This window comes from Parasphingorhabdus pacifica, from assembly GCF_054779195.1.
Genome location: NZ_BAAGYS010000007.1, coordinates 30,914 through 51,331, shown reverse-complemented (window position 1 = coordinate 51,331; position 20,418 = coordinate 30,914). Strand labels below are relative to the sequence as shown.

Below are 20,418 nucleotides of genomic sequence, written 5' to 3'. Positions count from 1 at the left end.
TCGCCACGCTCGTAGCGTGCGATTTGGTGTCGGTCGAGGTCGTAGGCCTGACGCGTTGTGGTGAACAGGTAGCGATTTACCTCGTCGGCGAGCTCTGACCGAGACATGCACTCGCCAGGGATGTGGCGCGAAGCTGTCGCCTCACGTGCGGCGCGGAGCGACGAATTTGGCTCTGCCACAGGCACTTCCTTCCTGATCGATACGCAGTGTATCGATGTGGCTGCGGCGTGTCAGTTAATGATCTGTCTTTATCTGACCCGTGATGACCCGCAATCCGTATGGGTCTCCTCTCCCTCGCTGGAGATCGTTGGTGCATGGTCAAGTTGCTCAGCGTTCTGGGGCCTTTCCCGGGCTCGGTAGGTGAAGAGCTGTATGGCCGCTCGACTCGGCTACGCGCTGAGAGGCGCCGCATTCGCGAGCTCCATGTGGCGCGCCTACGTCGACGTCGGGTGGGGCTGCGCTGATGCGTGTCCGCTACCGGGTTGGCGTGGTCGGTGAGTCACAGCGGGTCGTGCACTACGCAGTCGAGGAGTTGCCTGGTGCGCTTCTCCGCATGCTGTGCGGAGTGCGCATGCGGCTTGATCAAGCTGAGCGAATCGACGTGGGAGGCATGCCATGCATGCAGTGCACTGCACGGGCCGCTCTTGCGAGCAAGCGTGCGCGTCCACAAGTCGAGCAGTGAATCGAATACGCGGGAGGATAAATGGAAACGGTGGGTATCTTGCTTCTTTCGGCCTCTTTTGTGTTGATTCTAGGGATTTTGGCATGGGCTCCATGGGAAGAGGAGCAGCCGTACGAGAACAGGAGAGAAGAGGTGGGTGGTTCGGGAAAATAATGAGCCGCCCTGAGGAGCTGGTAATGCTGACATGGGCGGTGGGCGAGCACGAATCCCGGCGACATGTTGTCGACAGGGTCGATAGTGATTTCCGGTTGGCAGCGTGCGGACACGTTATTCGGTTTCCTGTGGAGCTGGACGGGCCAGATCTACTGGCGAAAAAGCATGGGACGAGCGCGTGTGAACCATGCTTGTACGCCATGGGGGCGCCAGTGCGATCGGAGTACCGCGTTGTGGCGGGGTTGGCATTGGTCCCAACCGTGGTGATCGAGGCAGCAGGCGGGGGCGGCGGGCGTCATCGGATGGACCGGCCGACGTTGCAGATGCCGGCGCTTCGAGAAGTTCCCAGTGCAGGGCGCAACAAGATGGACGTCCCCGGCAGCGGCTATCTGCCGGGGACGGGCGACGACTCTATACCGCTGGTTGCGTGATCTCCAGTGTGTGGAGAGCGCACGGTGTACGAGGTGGCGTCCCGGTACGGCCAGGACACGCGGTGGTGCCGAAACGTCGAACTTGCTGAGCTCGTCGTCCTGCGGGAAGAGCTCATAGTCGAAGCTCTCAGGCGCCCGGCGATCGGAAACGTTGCACTACACGCCGCTCTGCACAAGACGCTCGAGCTGATCGTGCTTGACATACGGGACGCCAAAGATCGAATTTCGCCTTCCTGAGTGGTTCAGAGAATCTCAACTCAACTCTCAATCTATCGCCACGCCTGTAACAGAAAGGTGAGAACCCGGTCCGGTGCTGCGGCTTCCCGAACCGGCATCGGTCCGCGCCCGGTCAGCGCGGAAGCGAGGAAGTCGCCCCCGACGACTGAACTGTGCTGACCGGGCTCCAAACCATCTGCCGCTAGTCCTTGCTGAAATTGGACATGAAGAGGAGCGATCTATGCCTACATTCGTCCCGCTGCTGACGAAAGATCAGTTGGAGCGTCTTCCGGAGCGTGCACGGGAGGTCGTCGAATACCGCAAGTCCGGATTGTCGCTCAACCACATCCAGGGGTGTCCGTTGGATTGCGCGTACTGTATCCGGCACACCTACGGCGTGTGGGACATGCGCCAGCCGAGGGCGCTCGTTTCCGACTCCGAGGCAGTCGAGGCTCTCGTCGGCCACTGCTATTTCCAGCCGCACATCACGCCGATCCAGCTGTTCAACCGCGCCACCGATCCGTGTTTGCCCCGGGTCAGAGAGCACTTGTTCGCGGTGTTGGAAGACCTCGATGCGCGCGGTCTGCGCAACCAGGTTCTCGTCATCACCCGCTACCGCGTCGATCCCGAGGACTGTGAGCGGCTGAACCGCCTGCGCAACGTCAAACTCACGTTGCTGTTCACCTACTCGGGCATCGACGACGAGCGTATCGAACCTGTGCGCAGTGAGTTCGCCGCGCAGTCGCTGCGCACTGCTTTCGACCATGCCGAGAGCTACCGGACGGTCTTCTACTGGCGCCCTCTCGTACCGGGGCTCAACGACACGGATGAACATCTGCGACGGGCGGTCGAGCTGAGCCGGTCCGCACACGCCACGGTGTTCACCGGCCTGTTCTACCGAGACGAGATCGCCGACTACTACCGAGCCAACGGCTTGCCCGAGCCTTACGACAGCACGGCGAGGCGCAAGATCGTTCCCGAAACGCTCGAGCAGCGAGTTCTGCAAGCATTCAAGGAGGGGCAGGGTGGCCCGCTGTTCCGCAAGACCAGCTGCGGTGTCTCCTTCGCCCAAGGCGTGCCGGACTACAACGGTCATTACGGTGCCCGCGAACTTTGCGACATCTGTCCTGCCAAGCAACTCGACCTGTGCGCGGGGGCCCATCACACGCCCTCGGAAGAGTCCCTTCGGGCGACTGCGGCGCACCTGCCAGAGCGGGAAGACTTCGACGTCGTGGAGATCACCGAACGCGCGGCGATCGTGACTGGGCTCGACGAACAGCCTCGCTACTTTCTGCAGCACGCGCTCGGGTTCCAGATCCACGACCAGCGCCACCCGCACCACGAGTACCTGCACGGTCGGGCCGGCATCGGATGGGAAGAAGAGGACAGCACTGATGGATGACACCGCTGACTGGACTGCATGTGACTACGTCGTCATCGACGTGGAAGGCAACGGTCAACGCCCACCGGACCTCGTGGAACTCGCATCCGTGCCCATCTCCGGCGGAGTCATCGGTGAGCCGACCTCGTGGTTGGTGCGCCCGCAGAGCAAAATCACGTGGCAGGCGCGCAAAATCCACGGCCTCTCGGACCGGGATGTGGCCGGACAGCCGGCATTCGAGGAAGTCGCCGACGAGGTGCTGCGGCACCTCGGCTCGGCCATGCAGATCGGGCACAACGTGCGGATCGATCTCGATGTCATGAGCAGGAAGTTGCCCGCGTGGCGGCCGGTCGAAGCGTTCGACACGTTGCGCATGGCCCGCGCGACGTGGTCGCTGTCCTCGTTCCGGCTCGGGGCGCTCGTCGAGCACCGAGGCTTGGCCGTGGGGGTGCCGGACGAGTTGCGACCGCACCGCGCCGAGTACGACGCGCTGGTCACCGCGCGCTTGTTCGTCGACCTCGCGAACAACTCAGGACCAAGCCCGTGGACTGTTGCCGAGCTGCGCAAGTCAGGGGGTATCGCCCTCGCGCGGCCCGAACCGGAACCCGGCCTATTCGACTAGTTCAGAAGGGGCAGGCCGTGCACACATCGGGACTGTTCATCTCCATCGATGGGCCAAGCGGCGTCGGCAAGACCACCACATAGAGCCAGTCGGTTTCCGGTTCGATGCCGCAGAACCCGTGGCGCATGCGTCGCACAGTGGCGACGGCGTGCTCGACGGCCGCGGTGTCGCCGAAGGCCACCGTCGCGAGGTAGCCACCGGTGCGGTCGAGCCAGGGCTTCGGTGCGCACCCGCGCGGCAGTCTCATCGTCGAGTTCCGGCAGCTCGACGGTGAGCCGTGCCTGCATGTTGAAGTGTTGATTACCGCTGTGGGTCGACGACACCTGGCAGCGCACTCGGCTGTCCGAGGTGGACGCGCCCAGGCGAGTGGTTCCTAAAACGGTCGCTTGATGCAGGCAACTGGCCACCGCCGCCGCGTACAACTGTTGCGGGCTGGTCACACCGGCCTGGGTGGCCTCTGGAGTGGTCGTGGCGAACTCGAGGTCGTCACGCCCGTCCACCGCACACGGTCGGGTTCGCGGGTGGAGACAGCCTCGTTGGTGTCATCTGCTGCTGTTCGCTCATGCTGACTCAGCCCGTAGGGCCGTAGCGGGTGGGTTCGTCGGCCTGGGCGAGTTCTTGTTCGGCGGTGGCCTGGATGAGCTGCATCAGTTCTGGATCCAGTCCCGGGGCGAACTCCTCGGGCCGTTCCGGAGCGATCTCAAGCGGCACACCTTCGGGAGCTTGGGCCGTGCTCAACGTCGCTCCGTCCTTCGACGGCGAACCACCTCGAAAGACTTTGCCGGCCTCGGAGAGGTGATCGAGACTGAAGGTGTATTGCTTGTTCTCCAGCCCCTGCTCGAGCAGCGTGGCCACCTCCGGAAACCGTTCGGCGTTGGTCTTGGGGATCGGCAGGACCTTGCCCCAATCGACCTGCAGAGTCTCCAGCGCCTTGGCATAGGCGTTCTCGTGGGCTTGATCGCGAACGATCAGGTAGGCCACCGTCGAGCGCAGCGTCTGGTTCGAGCTCATCTCGTAGATGCGGCACTTCTGCAGTCGCCCGGTGGATTCCAACATCAGATTGTACAACAGATCCAGTACCAGATTGCCGCTGTTGTACACATAGGAACCCGACCACGGGTTGCCGACCGCGTCGACGGGCAATGCGCCTTGACCACCTACGAGAAACTGATGAATGTTGCCTTCTGACAAAGCATTGGACAAGGGTGTGGCACCACCGGCAGCTGCCTGGTCCAACGGCTGCTCCGCAGACCCCTGATACTGCGGGGATCCGTCAGTGAGTCGGGCGATCGTCGTGGCGATCAACTCGACGTGGCTGATTTCCTCGGTGCCGATTCCGTGCAGTAGATCCCGATATGGTTTCGCCGTCGCGCCACGGAAATTGAAGCTCTGGAACAGATACTGCATCATCGTGCGCATCTCACCGAACTGGCCGCCCAGTCCCTCCTGCAGCGCGTTCGCCGCGGCCGGGTCCGGCTCGTCGGGCACGACCTCATTGATCATTCGCTGAACGTGAAAGAACATTCTGGTTCCTCCGTGTGTGACTGCTCGCACTGATCACCGCCAGCCGTTGGACATGAGTTCGGTCTCAGTCCCAACCCCGGAGGGCACAAGCCCACGGCGAGAGTGATGGAACGGGAGCATTGAACGGCCTTCGCCGTGAAGGAATGCTGGAGGGCTGCGGAACGATTGCGTCTACTACCGCTACGTCGATGGTCCCGAAGTCGAATGGCCGCGCAACTTGATCATTGTGGGCTCGCCGTTGTCGTGAGCGAGCATGAGCCAGCGCTAGCTCCGGGGGTGTGTTGCGAAAGGGCGCATCAGCCGGTGACGCACGATGTCGAAAGTGCGGTTCAGTCCGTTCGGCAGGTCGGCTCGATCGCTAGCTGGATGAATTCGGGTCTTCGCTCGCGCGGCGTTCGGCACCGGTTTCACCCGCGTAGCCAGCGTCCTGCCCGGTGACGCGGCCCACGAACAGGTCGTTGTCGTTGGTACTGGCCGTACCGTGCGGATCAGCAGTGTCCGGGCGATGGCAACCGCCGGTTTCTTTGCTGGTCGCTTGGTACGGGCCACTGGCCGCGCCTTATTCGGTGCGGGGGCGGACCCGTGCCCACTGTGTCCAATGGCGCAGTCGGGCCCGGCCCCGCCGTGCTGTGCGGATCAGCAGATCTCCGCCCCCGTCACGGCGATTTCGGACGGTTCGTACCTGAGAGGGGCTGCGTTCCGGCACGTTCCGTAGTAGGGCCGGTGGCTTGCTCGGGCGGGTCCGGGCGTAACCGCTCGTCGACCCGCATGGCAGCCCCGAGCGCAATGAACGTGGGGGCCCACTCACCGACGAAGATGCCCCACCGGTCGGCCCGGTCCACACCAGCTTGCTCCAGTTGCCGCGAAAACATCCACGACACAAAGCTCAACCCGATCGAGATCAACCCGGCGTTCAACAACACATCGGAGGTAACCCCGTACTGACGCAACTTGGATAGCATGTCGACTCCCTGAGGCAAGAGGGCTGGGTACTTCGGATTCCCCTTCCACCTCGCGTGGCAAACACGACACACCCCCGGGCCGTGTTGCGCGGGCTGCGGACTCCCGCGAGAACGCGTATACCCGGTGCACATGGGTGACTACCAGCATTCCGCCACGGTGCAGGCCGAGCCGGGCGCGTTGTTCGACTACCTCACCGACGTGCGCATGCTGCCGGAGTACTTCGAAGGGATGACGACCGCCGAGTCCGCCGGCGCGGGGGCGGTGCGGGTGGTGGCCGAGGTGGAGGGCCAGCGCCGGGAGGGCGAAGCCTGGATTCGGCAGGACACCCAAGCACGCACGATGCAGTGGGGATCCGAAGGTGCCAACAATTATCGCGGGGAACTTGCGGTGACCGAGGACGGCGGCGGCCAGTGCACGGTCACCGTCACGCTGCACACCCAGCGCGCTGATGGACCCGGCATCCGCGCAGGCCTGGAACAAACTCTGGCCAACATCAAGCGCCGGGTCGAAGGTCGCAGTACCGAGCCCGCGGACTGAGTAGCGACGACACGACTGCCCATGAGACCACGTGAGGTTTGTCCTCCCCGTAGCGGCGGGTACGTCTGCGTCGACACTTCACAGCCAACGTTTGGGGAGAAGGCCTCATGGGTTCGGTAGCGCACTACCTCGAAGTCCAGGCTCCGGCTCAGCAGTGCTACGACTGGTGGCGACCGCTGACCCACGTGCCCGACATCTTCCCGGATGTGCAGCGGGTTGAACCGGTCGAGGGACAGGCCGATGTCACGCGCTGGGTGGTGTCGGGACCTGTCGGCAAGACATTCGAGTGGGACGCGAAAATCATCGACGAGGAACCCGGTCGCAAGATCGCCTGGAAGTCCGTTGAACAAGGCACCGAGCAGACCAACACCGTGTCCACCGCAGGTGCCGTGCGTTTCGACAACCACGGCGACTCCACCGGCGTCGAAGTCAGTCTCCAGTACGACGCACCCGGCGGGATGCTCGCCGAAACACTGGCCACGCTCTTCGACGATCCGCAACGCAAGGTCGAGGAAGCCTTGAACTCATTCAAGCAACTCATGGAGCAAAGCCCCAGCCCCACCGGATGAGCCTTGCCTCCGGGTAGCGGGCCAGCCCCGCGCGCACCCGCACCGTGCTCGCTGTGGCGGTGTCCGTGCGAGGTGGGCCCGGGAGCGACCACGAAGCCGCGCAGAACTTCCGTGTCCGTCCCGTTCCGGCCGCCGCAGGTAGCGGATGCCGCAGTGGGCCACGCCGGACTTCGGGGTCACCTCGCCGACCACTATGGAACCTGATCAGCTATGCGGGGCCCGGGTGCCGTGCCAGTGGGTGCGCGTAGTCAGTGGCTCGCCCCGAGCCGGAACCGGGGCAGTTCCGCCACCGGCCCGGGGGAGCTCAGGCCAGGCCCGCGTCACGGGCGACGATCGCGACCTGCGTCCGGTTGGCCGCGTCGAGCTTGGTCATGACCCGGCCGATGTGCACCTTCACGGTGGACAGACTCATGTACGCGTGGTTCGCGATCTCGGCGTTGCTCATCCCCTGCGCGACAGCCACGGCCACCTCGCGCTCGCGGGCGGTGAGCTTCTCCAGCTGCGATTTCGCGGCCTGCGCGGGGGCGCTCGTGGAGAACGTCGACAGCAGCTTCGTGGTGATGCGCGGGGACAGCATCGATTCGCCGCCGGCGACGACGTGCACCGCGTTGACGAGCTCGCGCGGCGGGGTGTCCTTGAGCAGGAAACCCGCCGCACCGTTGCGCAACGCCGAGTACACGTACTCGTCCAGATCGAACGTGGTGAGCACGACGACGTGGGGTGGTTCGGACAGCGCGGTGAGACGCTTGGTGACCTCGAGGCCGCCGACGTCGGGCATCTGGATGTCGGTGAGCACCACATCCGGGCGGTGCTTGGAAACCAGTTCCATGGCACCGGAGCCGTCGCCGTCCTCGGCGACGACCTCGATGTCCGGATCCGAGTCCAGGATCATCCGGATCCCACCGCGCACGAGTTCCTCGTCCTCGAGCAGCACGACCTTGGTGCTCACGTCGTCATCGCCTCGTCGGTGTTTCTGGGAAAGCTTGCCCGCACACGATATCCGCCGTCCTCGGCCAACCCGGTGTGCAGTGTCCCGCCCGCGAGCGTGACGCGCTCGCGCATCCCGATCAGGCCATAGCCGGAACCGGGCACGGCATCGGTATCGGTGCTGCGCCCGCGCTGGTTGGACACGGTGACGACCAGCTCATCGTCCTGGACGTGGACGGCGACCAGCACCGCGGCGTGGGGCGCGTGCTTGGCCGCGTTGGTCAGCGCTTCCTGCGCCACGCGGTAGGCTGCGCGGCCCACCTCGGCGGAGGTCTCGGGCGGGGGATCGGGCATCTCGAGCCGGACGTGGGCCCCCGAATCGACGGCCTCGCGGACCAGCGAGGCGATGCTGCCCACGGTCGGAGTGTTGGCGAGTTCGCCACCACCATCCTGCGTGGAGTCGGACTCGTCGTCGCGCAGCACCCGCAGCATCGTCCGCAGTTCGTTCAGCGCGGTGCTGCTGGTGGTGCGGATGACCTCGGCGACCTCGACGGTGCGCTTTTCCTGGGCGTTCATGGTCAGCGCACCGGCCTGCAACGAGATCACGCTGACCCGGTGGGCGACCACGTCGTGCATCTCCCGGGCGATGCGGCGGCGTTCGGCCACGACCGCACGCTCGGCGAGCAGGTCGCGCTCGCGTTCTGCCTGCTCGGCCCGCTCCTGGTAGCTCACCAGCAGCATCTTCCGCTGGAATACCCACAATCCCAGCAGCACGGGTAGACCCGTCAAGAACACCGCGGAGAGGATGACGACGGCGATGACGATCTCTCCGGGACTGAGTGTGTGGTAGGCGCCGAGTATCGACATGACGAGCGTGATCGCGGTGGCGACCCAAAGCTGGGTGCACGGCCCCTTCCGCCGTGCCATCGTGTAGATCGCCACCCAGCCGGTGATGCCCACGGAGCTGATGAACAGTGCGGGCACCGACATCACCAGTGCCGCCCACGGGAACCGCCTGCGCACCAGCAAGCCCAGACCGGCGGCGATGAGGAGGCAGGTGCTCAGCGGCGTCAGATCGTCCAAATCGACACCGGCCCGGGCGGTTATCACCGCGACCGCGAGGTCGAACAGCAGCGAGCGGATCTTGCCGTCCCACCAGGACAGCAAGGACTTCCTGTCGCGAGGGAGTCGAAGCACCCGGTCACCGTAGTTCGTCGCGAACCGGCTCCCGCCCGCAGGCTTCACGCGTCCCGCCAGGACAACGCCGCGACGGTACCGGCCAGCAGGACGGTGGTCAGCCCGGCCAGCAGCAGCGGCAGGTACCACTGCGGATCGGATGTGACGGCCAGCTGCCTGGCGGAGAGGAACGGCATGCTGTCCGGGGCGACGTCCGCCGCGCCGACGAGCGTCGTTTCGAGAACACCGGGCCACAGGATGATCGCGCCGAGCGCGGCCACGGCGCTGCGGGTCAACCCGGCCAGAGCCAGGCCGATGAGAGCGGAAAGGACGAGATAGACGATCGCGCCGAATCCCGCGACGGCCGCACGTGCGGGGTCCAGGGCCGCACCGCCGAGAAGCAGCACTCCCAAGTAGTCCACGGCGATGACGAGCAGCGCGGTCATCGTGGCGATCCCGCCCACCGCGGCGGCCTTCGCTAAGACGATGCGCGCGGGCGACCTCGTCACGAGCGTGGTCGTCGTGATGGTCCGATACCGGTACTCGGAACCGAACGCGTTCACGCCGATCGCCGCGACCAGCGCGAACGTGATCAGGGTGAGCAGTTGCAATCCGCTGCTGAACTGCCGGAAACCGGTGCTGCCCTCCCGATCGTCCAACAGCGTGTAGACGAGTTGCAGCAGCACGGCCAGACCGCTGAGCACCCAGGGCGATCGCAAGGTGCGCAGATTCGTCCACTCGTACCGCAGGGCCGCGCCGAAACCGCCCGCTCCGGGCGAGGCCGCTTCCGCCTGCTGATTCCGGGCATTCGTGGAGTTGTCGATGCTCATGCCGCGGTTCCCCCGTTTTCCTGAGATCCGATGTATTGCGTGACGTTCGAAGTGGCGGCGAGGAACGCGTCCTCCAAGCTGCTCTGCCTGGTGTGCAACTCGCGCACGTGGATGCCGGCTCGCGTGGCTACCGCGCCGACGCCCTCGGCGTCGAGCCCCTCGACGACGACCGCTTCCGGTTCCTCGCGACGCACCCACGCGCCGACCTGGCTCAACCGGGCCTCGAACTCGGCGGCCTGCCCGGTCCGGACGACGACCTCCGAACGGGTGTGGGCCGCGATGAAGTCCCCGACCGACTGGGTGGCGACCAACCTGCCCCTACCGATGACCACCAGGTCGTCGGCCAGCAGCGACATCTCGGACAGCAGGTGCGAAGAGGCGAAGACGACGCGCCCCTCCGCGGCGAGGCCCCGCAGGAACGTGCGCATCCAGTGCACGCCCTCCGGGTCCAGACCGTTCGCCGGCTCGTCGAGGATCACGTACTCCGGGTCGCCGATCAGAGCCGTCGCCAGGCCGAGGCGCTGTTGCATACCGAGGCTGAACTTCCCGACCCGGCCGTCGCGCACCTCGTCCAGACCGACCAGCGAGAGCACGTGGCGCACCCGCCGCTCGGGGATGCCCGCACCAGCGGCGACCATTCGCAGGTGGTTGCGCGCTGAGCGAGCGGGGTGCGCCGCCTTCGCTTCGAGCAGCGCGCCCACGGTGCGCAGCGGGTCGGCGAGCTCGCGGTAGCTGCGACCGCCGAAGGTGACGCTGCCGGACCCCGAATCCAGGCCCAGCATCGAGCGCATGGTGGTGGACTTCCCGGCGCCGTTCGGCCCGAGGAATCCGGTGACGACTCCGGGTCGCACGGTGAACGACAGGCCCTCGACGGCCGGGGTCTCCCCGTACCGCTTCGTCAGGCCCTGGACGGTGATCATGGAATCTCCTCGCGAGTTCTCGCACGAATCCGGGTCGATCCGTTCCGGCCGGCGTTGCGCCGGTAGGCCGGTCCCGACCCGCTGACGGATTCATGGTCGACCGATCCGGGCGCAGGCGGCCTCCGGAATCCGGGCAGCGCGAAGTACGACTTTCAGCCAACCGACGAGAGCGGAAAGGAGGACGTGGCGGGCCTCCGCGGGCAGCCAGGATGAAGCACGTCGAGGTCGGGTGAACCGACCGAACCGAGCGAAGACACAACGACGAAGGAGACGACGCATGCACGCGCTGCTCGCTAACCAGACCGTCCTCGCCGCGAACGCGGGCCACCAGATCGCTGGCGGAGCGATGCTCGCCGTGATCGGGCTCGCGTTCCTGGCCTACGCGGTGCTGTTCATCGGTGCCCTGATCAGCATCCTCGCCTCCGCCCACACCGGCGGGATGAAACTGGCGTGGGTCGTGTTCGCCTTCGTGGCGCCGTTCCTCGGCAGCCTGCTCTGGTTCCTGGTAGGACGCGGCGACTCCTTGCGTCGGCACGCGACCACCTGACCGCCGTCGGGAATGTGGCGAGCGGCGGACGTCTCCGCCACGACGAGCGACTTCTCGGAGTCTGCCGCGCCTTCGTGGGAGAGCGGCACCTGCTCGAACGGGGTCCGGGGGCTCGCCACGGTTTCCCCCGTCCCGGTTCGTCTTCCGGTTCTCTTTGGAGGTGAGTTTTCCGGGCGACTCGTGTCTACTCCTCGGACGCGGGATTCGCGCCCGGTTGGGAGATGGGAGACAGGTCGTGGAGTTGACGGTTACCGAGTTTCTGACGTTGGACGGCGTTTCGCAGGGCCCCGGGGCTCCGGGCGAGGACACCAGTGACGGATTCACCCGGGGCGGTTGGTTCGTGCCGCACATGGACGAGCGGTTCATGGAACTGGCGATCGCTTGGCTCGGTGCGGCGGATGCGTTCCTGTTCGGCCGCCGCACGTTCGACAACTTCTCGCGGGACTGGCCGAAGGCCACCGACCCGGATGATCCGTTCGCCGGCTTGTTGAACCGACTGCCCAAGTACGTGGCGTCGAACAGTCTGCGCTCGGCCGATCACTGGAAGCCGACCACGATCCTCTCCGGGGACATCCCGGCAAAGGTCGCCGAGCTGAAGCGGGAGCCCGGCCGCGAAATGCAGATCCACGGCAGCGCGCAGCTGGCGCAGTCGATGCTGGCAGCGGGTCTGGTCGACAAGCTGCGGCTGGTGATCGCTCCCGTGGTGGTGGGCAGCGGTCGACGGCTGTTCCCCGACGGTGGTGCGCCGATCGGATTGCGGCTCGCCAGCGGCGAGACGACGGCCAGCGGGCTCGCCGTGCACATCTACGAGCCGACCGGGCGGCCCGAGTACGGCTCCTACGGTGTCGCGTAGCGCTCAGTTCGGTTGATCTTCCCCGTGCAGCGCTGCGTGGACCTCGTCGGCAAGCGTTCCCGCCCTGGTCTTGTCTCGCCTCAGCGGCCTCCGGTCCGAGGTGTCAGGGGCGGTGTGCGCTGAGTTGTGCCGCGGTGTCGGCACCGCGCCCCGGGGGATCCCAGGTCCAGGTCTGCGTGTCCTGGAATCCGGCTTTCTCGACCGCGGTTGCGAGCGCTTCTCGTCCGCCGGTCAGCCACTTGTCGTGAGCGGAGAGCAGTAGTTTGCCGCCCGGACGCAGTACCCGGAACAGTTCGGTAAAGCCGGCGTGCCGGTCGGGCCAGATTTGGACGTTGTTGACCGACAGCACGACATCGACCGAGCTGTCCGGCCGGTGGGTGTTCTCGGCGTCACCTCGAACGAGCTGGACCGCCTTCATCTCGATCAGCTCCGAGCACCGACGTCGGCATGCGTCGAGCATGACTTCGGAGGGGTCGACCGCGATGACGTGGTGCGACCGGGTCGCGGCGGCGTTCAGGCCGATGCCGGGCCCAGGGCCCAAAACCAATACGGTGTCGTTGCTGCTGAGATCGGCGATTTCGACCAGGTGGCGCTCGGTGGGTGCGTTGCCTCGTGCCATCAGCCAACCGCCGGCTCGGCCGAGCAGGCCTGCGGGATGGCCGAACCCCTTGTCGAGAAGCTTGGAGCCGAGACCGGACATGGGAGCAGCACACCACATGGGGGCTGTGGGTGCGTCCTGGACCGGGGCGTGAACGCCGCCCACGAGGCCGGGGCGCGAACGGGCAACTCGGCGGTCCGTACTCACTACGCGGTCGTGGCGCGCGAGCGGGCCACGCGTCGATGCAGGAGTTCGGACGCCAATCCGGCGTCGTGGACCGGCAAGATGTACTCGCCCGTGCCGGTCCGCAGAACCACGGCCGGTCCCTGCTCCGCGTACAGGGGCGTGCCGTCGTGCAGGGCGAACCACTGCAGCGGAGGCCCCGGAGGGAGAGTGACCGGAGTGATCTCCCGCAGATCGGCGAGGCGAAGGGACATCTCCTCGGCGGGCCGCTCGGGGCGCTTCGGCAAGGTGCGGGCCGACCAGCTCACGTGATCGAGCTCAAGCAGGATGCTGCATGACGCGGAACTCGCGCGTGCCATCGCGAACCGTGCGCCGAGTTCGATGCGGAACGGTGTGGAACCCAGCTCGGGCGTGATGTTGCCGTAGAGGCCTCGGCACGCCTTGATCCCGAGAACGCAACTGGCCACGAACAACAGCCATCCCAGCCCGAAAACAGCCGCCACAGCACCGCTGTTCCACCGGTGGCGTACGCCACGCTCATCGATGGGATCAGCCCGAGCACGATCTGGCATCCGCCGGTGAGAATCGCGGCTTTGCCCCAGGACGGCGGGTCGGTCAGACCGCCGCGGGCGAGCCAACCGAGTTGTGCCGCGTACGGCAGTACGGAGCCGAGCAGCGGAAGAATCCACCACGCTGCCGGGGTGGTTCGGGCCATGGCGATTGCCAGCAGGGTCAGACACACGCCCGCGTGCATGGCCGGTAACCAGCGGAAAGCGATCGAGAGTCGTCGGCGACATCGTTGCCACTCGCGCTCCAGCTGGGGAGTCGCCGACTCGATGCCTGGCGGTGTTTCCGGTATCAGTGACACGTTCCGAGACTCTGGCACGCCGCGAGCCCCGACGAAATCACCTCGACCCGTGCACGACGGACAGCCACACGGCGCCGCGCCGGTCCGGTAGACACGAAGCCGATTGCCAACGGTGCAGGTTCCGGAGGAGGACGTCGTGTCGCTGGACGAGATTCGTGGACAGATCGACCAACTCGACGACGAGGTGATCAAGCTGCTCGCACAGCGCCAACAACTGGTGGAGCGAGCGGCCGCGCACAAGCAGGACGAGGCAGCGGTTCGGGCACCCGGCAGGCGCGAGCGAATGATGGAACGACGGCGCACGCGATCGGTCGAAGAAGGAGTGCATCCTGAGGTCGTTGCCCGCGTGTATACGGCGATGATCGACGCGTTCATCGATGTGGAGCTGACGGTCCACCACGCCCGGGACGGTGCGCCGGTTCGAGAGCACCGGGACGAATAGTCGATCCAAGACCGTGCACGGACACCTACCGGTGGCTTGCTGGGTGTGGTGGGGAGGACTTGTCGGTGTGTCCGGTACGTCCGGAAGAGCGTCGATTTCGTAGTCTCCGGACACCGCGAAGACGGCAGCACTACCCGCCGGTGGTGGCGGGCCGGTCTCCGGAATCCGCTTCGTTCCCGCGGTCTTCCCGCCGCCCCAGCAGCCGAGTCGCGGGGGTGGCCGTCACCCCGTGCACCAGCACGGACGCGCAGACGATCAGGCTGCCCACGGCCCAGACGATGCCTTGGCCGGTCTCCTGCAGGGCGGTGTTGGCGTAGAACAGCGCGGCCGCGCCGACCGGGCCGAACCAGCCGAGAAACGCTGCTTCCCGAACTCCGCGCACCGACCTCATGAACGGGGCGAGAGCGAGGAACGCGGGCAGGCGCCGCAGCAGCAGCACGGCGGCGACGAGGGCGACGCCCCGCCAGCCGAGCTCGGCCCATTCATCCCACGGCAGCATCAGGCCGAGCAGCACGAAAACCGGCAGCAGAAAGAAGTCGTTGACCGCTTCCTGGACGCGTTCCTCGCTCCGGTCCTCCTCTTCGGGGATGGCCTGCCGGAACAGCAGGCCGGCAATGAACACGGCCAGCAACCCGTTGGTGCCCAGCAACTCCGTGCCGCCGAGCACGGTGAGCGTCAGGGCGAGGCTGTAGACCAGGTGCGAGGTGGGGGCCACTGTTCTGTGTCGGTAGCCGATCGCCAGGATCTTCCCCGCCACGTAGCCGAGCAGGGCACCGAGCACCACCGCGCCGCCGCATTCCCACAGCACCACGCGCAGGCCCCAGTCCGGCAGCGCCTCCGCGGGCGGGTGCGTCAGCATCAGCACCGCCAGCAACACCAGTGGGAACGCCAGCACGTCGTTGGCGCCCGACTCGGCGGACAGGAAGTGCCGCAGCCGGGCGGGCAGATACCGCTGCGCCATGCGGCCTTGGACGATGCTGCTGGCCACCACCGGGTCGGTCGGGGTGACCACGGCCCCCACCAGGAGGGCGACCCAGAGCGGCGTGCCCAGCAACGCGAAAACGATCAGCGCGCTGACCAGCCACATCAGGATCATGACGGGTCCGAGGACGATCGCGAGCGATCGCGCGTGCCGGACCAAGTAGTCGCGGGGCAGCCGAAGTGCGATGCCCATCAGCGCCATGGCGACGGTGATCCGGGCCGCCTGTTCCAGCAGTACCGACTGATCACCCCACTCGGCGGGGACGAGAACCCCCAGCAGTCGCGGTCCCAGCACCACGCCGAGCAGCAGCGCGAGTAGCGGTCCGGACAGGAACGCGCGCTTGATCGGGTCGGAGAGCAGGCCGATCAGTAGGACGGCCGCGCCGATCACCGCGAGAGCGGTGTTGAAGGCAGTCAATCGGTCCTGCTCTCCGTCTCGATGTGCGCGTCACTCGGCGGAGAGCGCCTCGACCAGTCCGCCCACTTCGGGCTGGGGCAGGGATCGGGCGACATCGGCGACGGACACCATCCCGACGAGCTTGTCCTGGTCGATGACGGGAAGCCGCCTGACCTGGTGGCGAGTCATGGTGGCCAGCACTTCCTCGGCAGGATCGTCGGCGCCGACGGTGATCGCCTCTGATTGGTTGAGGTCCCCGGCGGGGAAGGTGCCCGCATCACGCCCTTGGCCGACCACCTTGATCACGAGGTCGCGGTCGGTGATCACGCCCTTGATCTTCTGGTCCTTGCCGCAGATGGGGAGCGCACCCACGCCCAGGTCCGTCATCATTCGCGCCGCGTCCGCCGCGGTCTGGTCGGTGCGGACGCACTGCGCACCGCGTTCCATGATGTCGCGTGCTGTGGTCATCCCGGCCCACCTTTCCGATCGGGTCGGCCACCTGCCGGGCGTCCGCCCGGCAGGTCCTTCGGCCTTGCCATGCCATTACCCGGTGCTGCCGTTCGCCACACGTGCACGTCCGCGCTCGGTGCCGAGCGGTGGTGAAGGCGCCGCGGTGGTTGCGTGCCTCACCCGCGCGGTGGGCGCGGGTGGACGCGGTGGGCGATAACGTCGGTGCGGGCGCGAACCCTTCTCGGTGGTCGCCCGTTCGGTATCGGAGGAGACTCCTCGAATGGGTGGCAATATGAACCCGTTCGTGTTGGGTAAGCATGTAACGAGATCACGTAAGGCCTGATCACGGGCCAATTCGGGCTTCACTCGGCGAAGTCTGGTCGCAGTTTCCAGTTCTGGGCTATGTCTGATTTCTGCGTTAACGTCCGCGCGGCACTTGATCGCCGCCAGCGGCGCCCGGCCGGATTCTGCCCTGTCCGGTGGCGTCGTAGGGATTCCGGCGACAGCGATGGAATACGGAATGCAGGGCGGACGAAGATCCGAGGACATACCCATGAGGGTTCGCAGCATCCGACGTGATCGGCATGGTGCTGAGCCGCAACGGTCGCGGAACATTCCGAAGACCGCTGCACTGCTCTGCGGCCTGACGCTCGCGGCGATGCCCGGTTGCGCGGAACAGGCCGCGCAACCACCCGCGCACGTCCAACAGCAGGCACCGGTCGTGTCGCCGGCCGAACTCGACTCGCTGGACGGTGCCACCACGTTCGGCCGGTTCGACGACGCGCCGTCCGACCCGGCGCCGCAAGCGCCGACGGACGGCGTCGTGCTGCGCATCGAGCAGGACGTGCCGCTGTACGACTCCCCGAGTGGGCGGCCTTTCGCCCGCCTGCCCGCCGTTCAGCTGGACAACCCCACCTGGGTGCCGATGATCGAGGAACGAGGGCAGTGGGCTCGGGTGCTGTTGCCCTCGCGACCGAACGGCGCCACGGGATGGCTCCGGACGGGGGAAGGGGCCCCCGTCCACAAGGCCAAGTCCCCCTACTTCGTCGACGTCGACCTGGATGCGTATCGGCTGCAGGTCCACGAAGGCGATCAGGTGATCGGTGAATGGACCGTCGGTATCGGAAAGCCCGGAGCACCGACGCCGCGTGGCCGGACCTTCATCATGGCCTCGATCGAGGAGAAGGTGACGCGTTTCAGTCCGATCATCCTTCCGCTCGGAGCTCATTCCGACACATTCGACACCTATGGAGGTGGACCGGGAACGGTCGCACTTCACGGGTGGCCGAATGCGGACGTTTTCGGCACGGAAAGCAGCGATGGATGCGTGCGAGTGCCGGACGAGGCGTTGCGGATGTTGACCTCGCTGCCGTTGGGAACGGTCGTCCGGGTGCGGTGAAGGCGAGGCCAGTTCCATTCCAACTGAAAACCGTATTGCGAAAACCGATCCCCGCGAAAGAAGGAAGTGCGACAGTGCGAAAAAGAGCATGCATCACCGGTGTGGTTGCTGCCAGCGCCGGGCTGCTGATGGCGGGTACACCCGCGATCGCTGATAGCGCCGACAATGATGGCGTCAACGTCGGAAACGACAACAACGTCAGCGTGTTGCCGGTGCAGGCGTGCGGAAACAACGTCGCCGTTCTCGGGGCAGTGGTGCCGTTGCTGTCGCCGCAGTCCAACGAGTGCGTCAACGCGCCGATCGTGGACCACCCGTCGGTCAAGCCGGAGAAGCCGAAGCCGGAGAAGCCGGAGAAGCCGGAGAAGCCCGGCCACGACCACGAGAAGCCGGAGAAGCCCGGCCACGACCACGAGAAGCCGGAGAAGCCCGGCCACGACCACGAGAAGCCGGAGAAGCCCGGCCACGACCACGAGAAGCCGGAGAAGCCCGGCCACGACCACGGCAAGCCGGAAAAGCCCGGCCACGACCACGTTCCCGCCCCCGGCGGCGACGTCCAGCCGGAGGAACTGCCCGCCGCGCCCACACCGGTCGCGGTTGCCGGCCACCACGCGGTTACCGGCTGACCTGGGAGAACGCCCGGGCGGTGCTTCGCGGACGCGGAGCACCGCCCGGCACTGGCGAGCGGATGTTGGTCGCGGCAAACGTGTGCGGGCACAGTGGTGGGCATGATGATGCGCATCCCCACGCCCGGTGACGTGTTCGGACTGGCCAAGTCCACGGTCGGGTGGGCCGTCGACTCCACGGTCGCCGTCACCGCATTACCCGGCCGCGTCATCGGGCTGGTCGACGAGGTCGAGACTCTGCTGACGCGCGTGAACGCGGTGGTCGACCGTGCCGACGAACTGATCGAACGCACCGCTGGCTCGGTGACGGAGGCCGAAGGGTTGATCTCCCGCACCCGCGAGGTCGCCGAATCGGCGGCCGGAACCGTGCAAGAGGCCGTTCGCATCGCCGGTGCTGCTCACGAGCTGGTCGTCGATGCAAGCGGGGTTTGCCGGGAAGCTTCCGGCACCGTGGAGCAGGCGCAGAAGACCGCGGCGACCGCGGATGGGCTGCTCGCGACGTACGCGCCGATCGCCCAGCGTGCCGCCCCGATGGCCGAGCGGTTCGTCGAAGAACTCTCGCCGAAGGAAGTCGATGCCGCGATCCGGCTCGTCGACGAATTGCCGGTGCTCACCGAGCACGTCCTCACCGACATCCTGCCGATCCTGGGGACGCTGGACCGGGTCGGACCGGAGATTCACGAACTGCTGGAAGTCACCCACGACGTGCGCAGGGCGATCGTCGGCATCCCCGGGTTCCAGTTCTTCCGCCGCCGCGGCCAGGGACGGGTCAGTGCGGAAGATCTCGCCAAGCCCGAACCCGACGAGCTGCGACCGGTAGGAGACGACGGCTCGAAGCGCTGACGCCGGTTCGAGCCGCCGGTACCCCGAACCGGTCGCGGGCCGCGCTTCTCACGGCTCGAAGGATTTGGCCGCCGCGAGGAACGCATCGTTCTCCTGCGCGTCACCGATGGTGACCCGGGCGCCGTCGCCGTCGAATGCGCGCACGACGACGCGCTGGTCGAGGCAGTGCTGGTTGAACTCGGCGGTTCGCTCGCCGAGCGGAACCCACACGAAGTTCCCCTGGCTTTCGGGTACGTCGTACCCGAAGGCGCGGAGTTCGTCGCGGACACGTCCGCGTTCGGAGGCGATCGCCGCGCAACGGGTCGCCAGCTCCTCGCGCGCGTTCAGCGAGGCGACCGCGGCGGACTGCGCCAGCGCGTTGACGCTGAACGGGATGCAGACCTTGCGCAGCGCCTCGGCGACCTTGGGCGGGGCCACCGCGTACCCGACGCGCAAGCCCGCGAGTCCGTAGGCCTTGGAGAAGGTCCGCAACGAGAGCACGTTGTCGTAGCGGTCGGCGAGTTCGACCCCGTCGGGAACGTCGGGGTCGGTGACGAACTCGCGGTAGGCCTCGTCGAGCACGACGAGCACGTCCTCCGGTACCGCGTCGAGGAAGCGTTCCAGCTCCGCCCGCCGCAGCGCTGTTCCCGTCGGGTTGTTGGGCGTGCAGACGAACACCAGCCGGGTTTCGGGAGTGATGGCCGCGGCCATCGCGTCGAGGTCCAGGGCGTTCGCCTCGGTCAGTGGCACGCGGACCTGCTTCGCCCCGACCACGTGGGTGATGATCGGGTACGCCTCGAACGAGCGCCACGGGAACAGCACCTCGTCGTCGGCGGTGCAGGTCGCCTGCACGAGCTGTTCGCACAGCGCGACCGATCCGCATCCCACCGCGAGCCGCTCGGTCGCCACGCCCAAGTGTGTGGACAGCGCCTCGATCAGCCGGGTCGCGCCCATGTCCGGGTAGCGGTGCACATCCGCCGCAGCGGCCGTGATCGTGTCGACCACGCTCGGCAGCGGTCCGGCGGAGACCTCGTTGCTGGCCAGTTTGATCGAGCCCGCGATGGTGCGTCCGGCCACGTAGGCGGGCAGCTGGTCGAGGTCGGTACGGGTGCGCACGCTCATTTCGACTCCTCAGTGCGGTGTGGGCGCGGGTTCGGCCCATGTGCAAGGTAGCTGTTCGCCGGTGCGGTGTTGCAGCGCCCGACCGGCCTGCCGGCAACGGTCACGATCACATCGGGCGCGGGACGCCGGGTAGGCGGTGAGCGATTCGAAAACTCGTGCTCGGTGCGCAATTGTTCCGGGGTCGTCGCCGGGTGCGGTCGGC

General features: G+C 66.7%; 22 protein-coding genes and 1 pseudogene. 10 read left to right on the top strand and 13 right to left on the bottom strand.

Features of this window, described 5'->3' with window-relative positions; genetic code table 11:
- Positions 1 to 1,723 precede the first annotated feature (1,723 nt).
- Both ACYVAN_RS09655 and ACYVAN_RS09650 read left to right on the top strand, forming a co-directional pair.
- Positions 1,724 to 2,884, top strand: a complete 1,161-nt coding sequence (locus ACYVAN_RS09655) for a hypothetical protein (RefSeq protein ID WP_460957911.1) — start codon at positions 1,724 to 1,726, stop codon at positions 2,882 to 2,884.
- A complete protein-coding gene (locus ACYVAN_RS09650) occupies positions 2,877 to 3,485 on the top strand; it encodes a 3'-5' exonuclease (protein WP_460957909.1) in 609 nt (202 codons plus the stop codon). Before ACYVAN_RS09655 ends, ACYVAN_RS09650 begins: the two co-directional genes overlap by 8 nt.
- A 1-nt stretch (position 3,486) precedes the next feature.
- Here the strand turns inward: ACYVAN_RS09650 and ACYVAN_RS09645 are convergent, their stop codons facing one another.
- The 4 genes and pseudogenes from ACYVAN_RS09645 to ACYVAN_RS09630 all read right to left on the bottom strand — a co-directional run bounded on the left by ACYVAN_RS09645 (position 3,487) and on the right by ACYVAN_RS09630 (position 5,971).
- Positions 3,487 to 3,732 carry a hypothetical protein gene (locus tag ACYVAN_RS09645; RefSeq protein WP_460958730.1) on the bottom strand — a complete coding sequence of 82 codons (246 nt, stop codon included), beginning with the start codon at positions 3,730 to 3,732 and terminating at the stop codon, positions 3,487 to 3,489.
- A 31-nt stretch (positions 3,733 to 3,763) separates the two neighbouring features.
- A pseudogene (locus ACYVAN_RS09640) lies at positions 3,764 to 3,892 on the bottom strand (hypothetical protein); the annotation flags it as partial.
- 163 nt (positions 3,893 to 4,055) lie between these two features.
- Complete coding sequence (locus ACYVAN_RS09635; RefSeq protein ID WP_460957907.1) at positions 4,056 to 5,009, bottom strand: manganese catalase family protein; 954 nt, start codon at positions 5,007 to 5,009, stop codon at positions 4,056 to 4,058.
- Between the two features lie 656 nt (positions 5,010 to 5,665).
- Positions 5,666 to 5,971, bottom strand: coding sequence for a hypothetical protein (locus tag ACYVAN_RS09630; RefSeq protein WP_460957904.1), 306 nt, complete (start codon positions 5,969 to 5,971; stop codon positions 5,666 to 5,668).
- Between the two features lie 130 nt (positions 5,972 to 6,101).
- Between ACYVAN_RS09630 and ACYVAN_RS09625 the strand changes: the two genes are divergently transcribed.
- Together ACYVAN_RS09625 and ACYVAN_RS09620 are read left to right on the top strand one after the other, a co-directional pair.
- Complete coding sequence (locus tag ACYVAN_RS09625; RefSeq protein WP_460957902.1) at positions 6,102 to 6,509, top strand: SRPBCC family protein; 408 nt, start codon at positions 6,102 to 6,104, stop codon at positions 6,507 to 6,509.
- Between the two features lie 107 nt (positions 6,510 to 6,616).
- Positions 6,617 to 7,078 (top strand): SRPBCC family protein, encoded by a 462-nt coding sequence (locus ACYVAN_RS09620; protein ID WP_460957900.1) that lies wholly within the window; start codon positions 6,617 to 6,619, stop codon positions 7,076 to 7,078.
- A gap of 304 nt (positions 7,079 to 7,382) precedes the next feature.
- Here ACYVAN_RS09620 and ACYVAN_RS09615 read toward each other — a convergent pair whose 3' ends face one another.
- From ACYVAN_RS09615 to ACYVAN_RS09600, 4 genes are read right to left on the bottom strand one after another with little or no spacing between them, the layout of a single operon-like run.
- Positions 7,383 to 8,027 carry a response regulator gene (locus tag ACYVAN_RS09615; RefSeq protein ID WP_460957898.1) on the bottom strand — a complete coding sequence of 215 codons (645 nt, stop codon included), beginning with the start codon at positions 8,025 to 8,027 and terminating at the stop codon, positions 7,383 to 7,385.
- Entirely contained in the window at positions 8,024 to 9,202 is a 1,179-nt protein-coding gene (locus ACYVAN_RS09610) for a sensor histidine kinase (RefSeq protein ID WP_460957896.1), read from the bottom strand. Before ACYVAN_RS09610 ends, ACYVAN_RS09615 begins: the two co-directional genes overlap by 4 nt.
- A 44-nt stretch (positions 9,203 to 9,246) precedes the next feature.
- Entirely contained in the window at positions 9,247 to 10,011 is a 765-nt protein-coding gene (locus tag ACYVAN_RS09605; RefSeq protein ID WP_460957894.1) for an ABC transporter permease, read from the bottom strand.
- Positions 10,008 to 10,931 carry an ATP-binding cassette domain-containing protein gene (locus ACYVAN_RS09600; RefSeq protein WP_460957892.1) on the bottom strand — a complete coding sequence of 308 codons (924 nt, stop codon included), beginning with the start codon at positions 10,929 to 10,931 and terminating at the stop codon, positions 10,008 to 10,010. The genes ACYVAN_RS09605 and ACYVAN_RS09600 overlap by 4 nt, the downstream gene beginning before the upstream one ends.
- Positions 10,932 to 11,208: 277 nt before the next feature.
- Here ACYVAN_RS09600 and ACYVAN_RS09595 point away from each other — a divergent pair, with 277 nt between their 5' ends.
- A complete protein-coding gene (locus tag ACYVAN_RS09595; RefSeq protein ID WP_460957890.1) occupies positions 11,209 to 11,478 on the top strand; it encodes a PLD nuclease N-terminal domain-containing protein in 270 nt (89 codons plus the stop codon).
- A 235-nt stretch (positions 11,479 to 11,713) separates the two neighbouring features.
- Positions 11,714 to 12,331, top strand: coding sequence for a dihydrofolate reductase family protein (locus ACYVAN_RS09590; protein WP_460957888.1), 618 nt, complete (start codon positions 11,714 to 11,716; stop codon positions 12,329 to 12,331).
- Positions 12,332 to 12,434: 103 nt separating this feature from the next.
- On the opposite strand, the gene ACYVAN_RS09585 is transcribed toward ACYVAN_RS09590, so the two are convergent.
- Together ACYVAN_RS09585 and ACYVAN_RS09580 are read right to left on the bottom strand one after the other, a co-directional pair.
- The gene (locus ACYVAN_RS09585; RefSeq protein ID WP_460957885.1) at positions 12,435 to 13,031 is read right to left on the bottom strand and encodes a class I SAM-dependent methyltransferase; all 597 of its coding nucleotides are present in this window, start codon (positions 13,029 to 13,031) and stop codon (positions 12,435 to 12,437) included.
- Positions 13,032 to 13,135: 104 nt separating this feature from the next.
- Positions 13,136 to 13,615: a hypothetical protein gene (locus ACYVAN_RS09580; protein ID WP_460957883.1), complete on the bottom strand. Its 480-nt coding sequence runs from the start codon at positions 13,613 to 13,615 to the stop codon at positions 13,136 to 13,138.
- A 501-nt stretch (positions 13,616 to 14,116) separates the two neighbouring features.
- Between ACYVAN_RS09580 and ACYVAN_RS09575 the strand changes: the two genes are divergently transcribed.
- Positions 14,117 to 14,422, top strand: coding sequence for a chorismate mutase (locus tag ACYVAN_RS09575; protein ID WP_460957881.1), 306 nt, complete (start codon positions 14,117 to 14,119; stop codon positions 14,420 to 14,422).
- Positions 14,423 to 14,552: 130 nt separating this feature from the next.
- On the opposite strand, the gene ACYVAN_RS09570 is transcribed toward ACYVAN_RS09575, so the two are convergent.
- Both ACYVAN_RS09570 and ACYVAN_RS09565 read right to left on the bottom strand, forming a co-directional pair.
- Positions 14,553 to 15,821 carry a cation:proton antiporter domain-containing protein gene (locus ACYVAN_RS09570; protein WP_460957879.1) on the bottom strand — a complete coding sequence of 423 codons (1,269 nt, stop codon included), beginning with the start codon at positions 15,819 to 15,821 and terminating at the stop codon, positions 14,553 to 14,555.
- Positions 15,822 to 15,851: 30 nt separating this feature from the next.
- Positions 15,852 to 16,268 carry a CBS domain-containing protein gene (locus ACYVAN_RS09565; RefSeq protein WP_460957877.1) on the bottom strand — a complete coding sequence of 139 codons (417 nt, stop codon included), beginning with the start codon at positions 16,266 to 16,268 and terminating at the stop codon, positions 15,852 to 15,854.
- A 535-nt stretch (positions 16,269 to 16,803) separates the two neighbouring features.
- Here ACYVAN_RS09565 and ACYVAN_RS09560 point away from each other — a divergent pair.
- The 3 genes from ACYVAN_RS09560 (at position 16,804) to ACYVAN_RS09550 (ending at position 19,115) form a co-directional block, all read left to right on the top strand.
- Positions 16,804 to 17,649, top strand: a complete 846-nt coding sequence (locus ACYVAN_RS09560; RefSeq protein ID WP_460957875.1) for a L,D-transpeptidase — start codon at positions 16,804 to 16,806, stop codon at positions 17,647 to 17,649.
- Positions 17,650 to 17,723: 74 nt separating this feature from the next.
- Positions 17,724 to 18,272 carry a hypothetical protein gene (locus ACYVAN_RS09555; protein ID WP_460957873.1) on the top strand — a complete coding sequence of 183 codons (549 nt, stop codon included), beginning with the start codon at positions 17,724 to 17,726 and terminating at the stop codon, positions 18,270 to 18,272.
- Positions 18,273 to 18,374: 102 nt separating this feature from the next.
- The gene (locus ACYVAN_RS09550; RefSeq protein WP_460957871.1) at positions 18,375 to 19,115 is read left to right on the top strand and encodes a hypothetical protein; all 741 of its coding nucleotides are present in this window, start codon (positions 18,375 to 18,377) and stop codon (positions 19,113 to 19,115) included.
- 48 nt (positions 19,116 to 19,163) lie between these two features.
- Here the strand turns inward: ACYVAN_RS09550 and hisC are convergent, their stop codons facing one another.
- Entirely contained in the window at positions 19,164 to 20,216 is a 1,053-nt protein-coding gene (gene hisC, locus ACYVAN_RS09545) for a histidinol-phosphate transaminase (RefSeq protein ID WP_460957869.1), read from the bottom strand.
- Positions 20,217 to 20,418 lie beyond the last annotated feature (202 nt).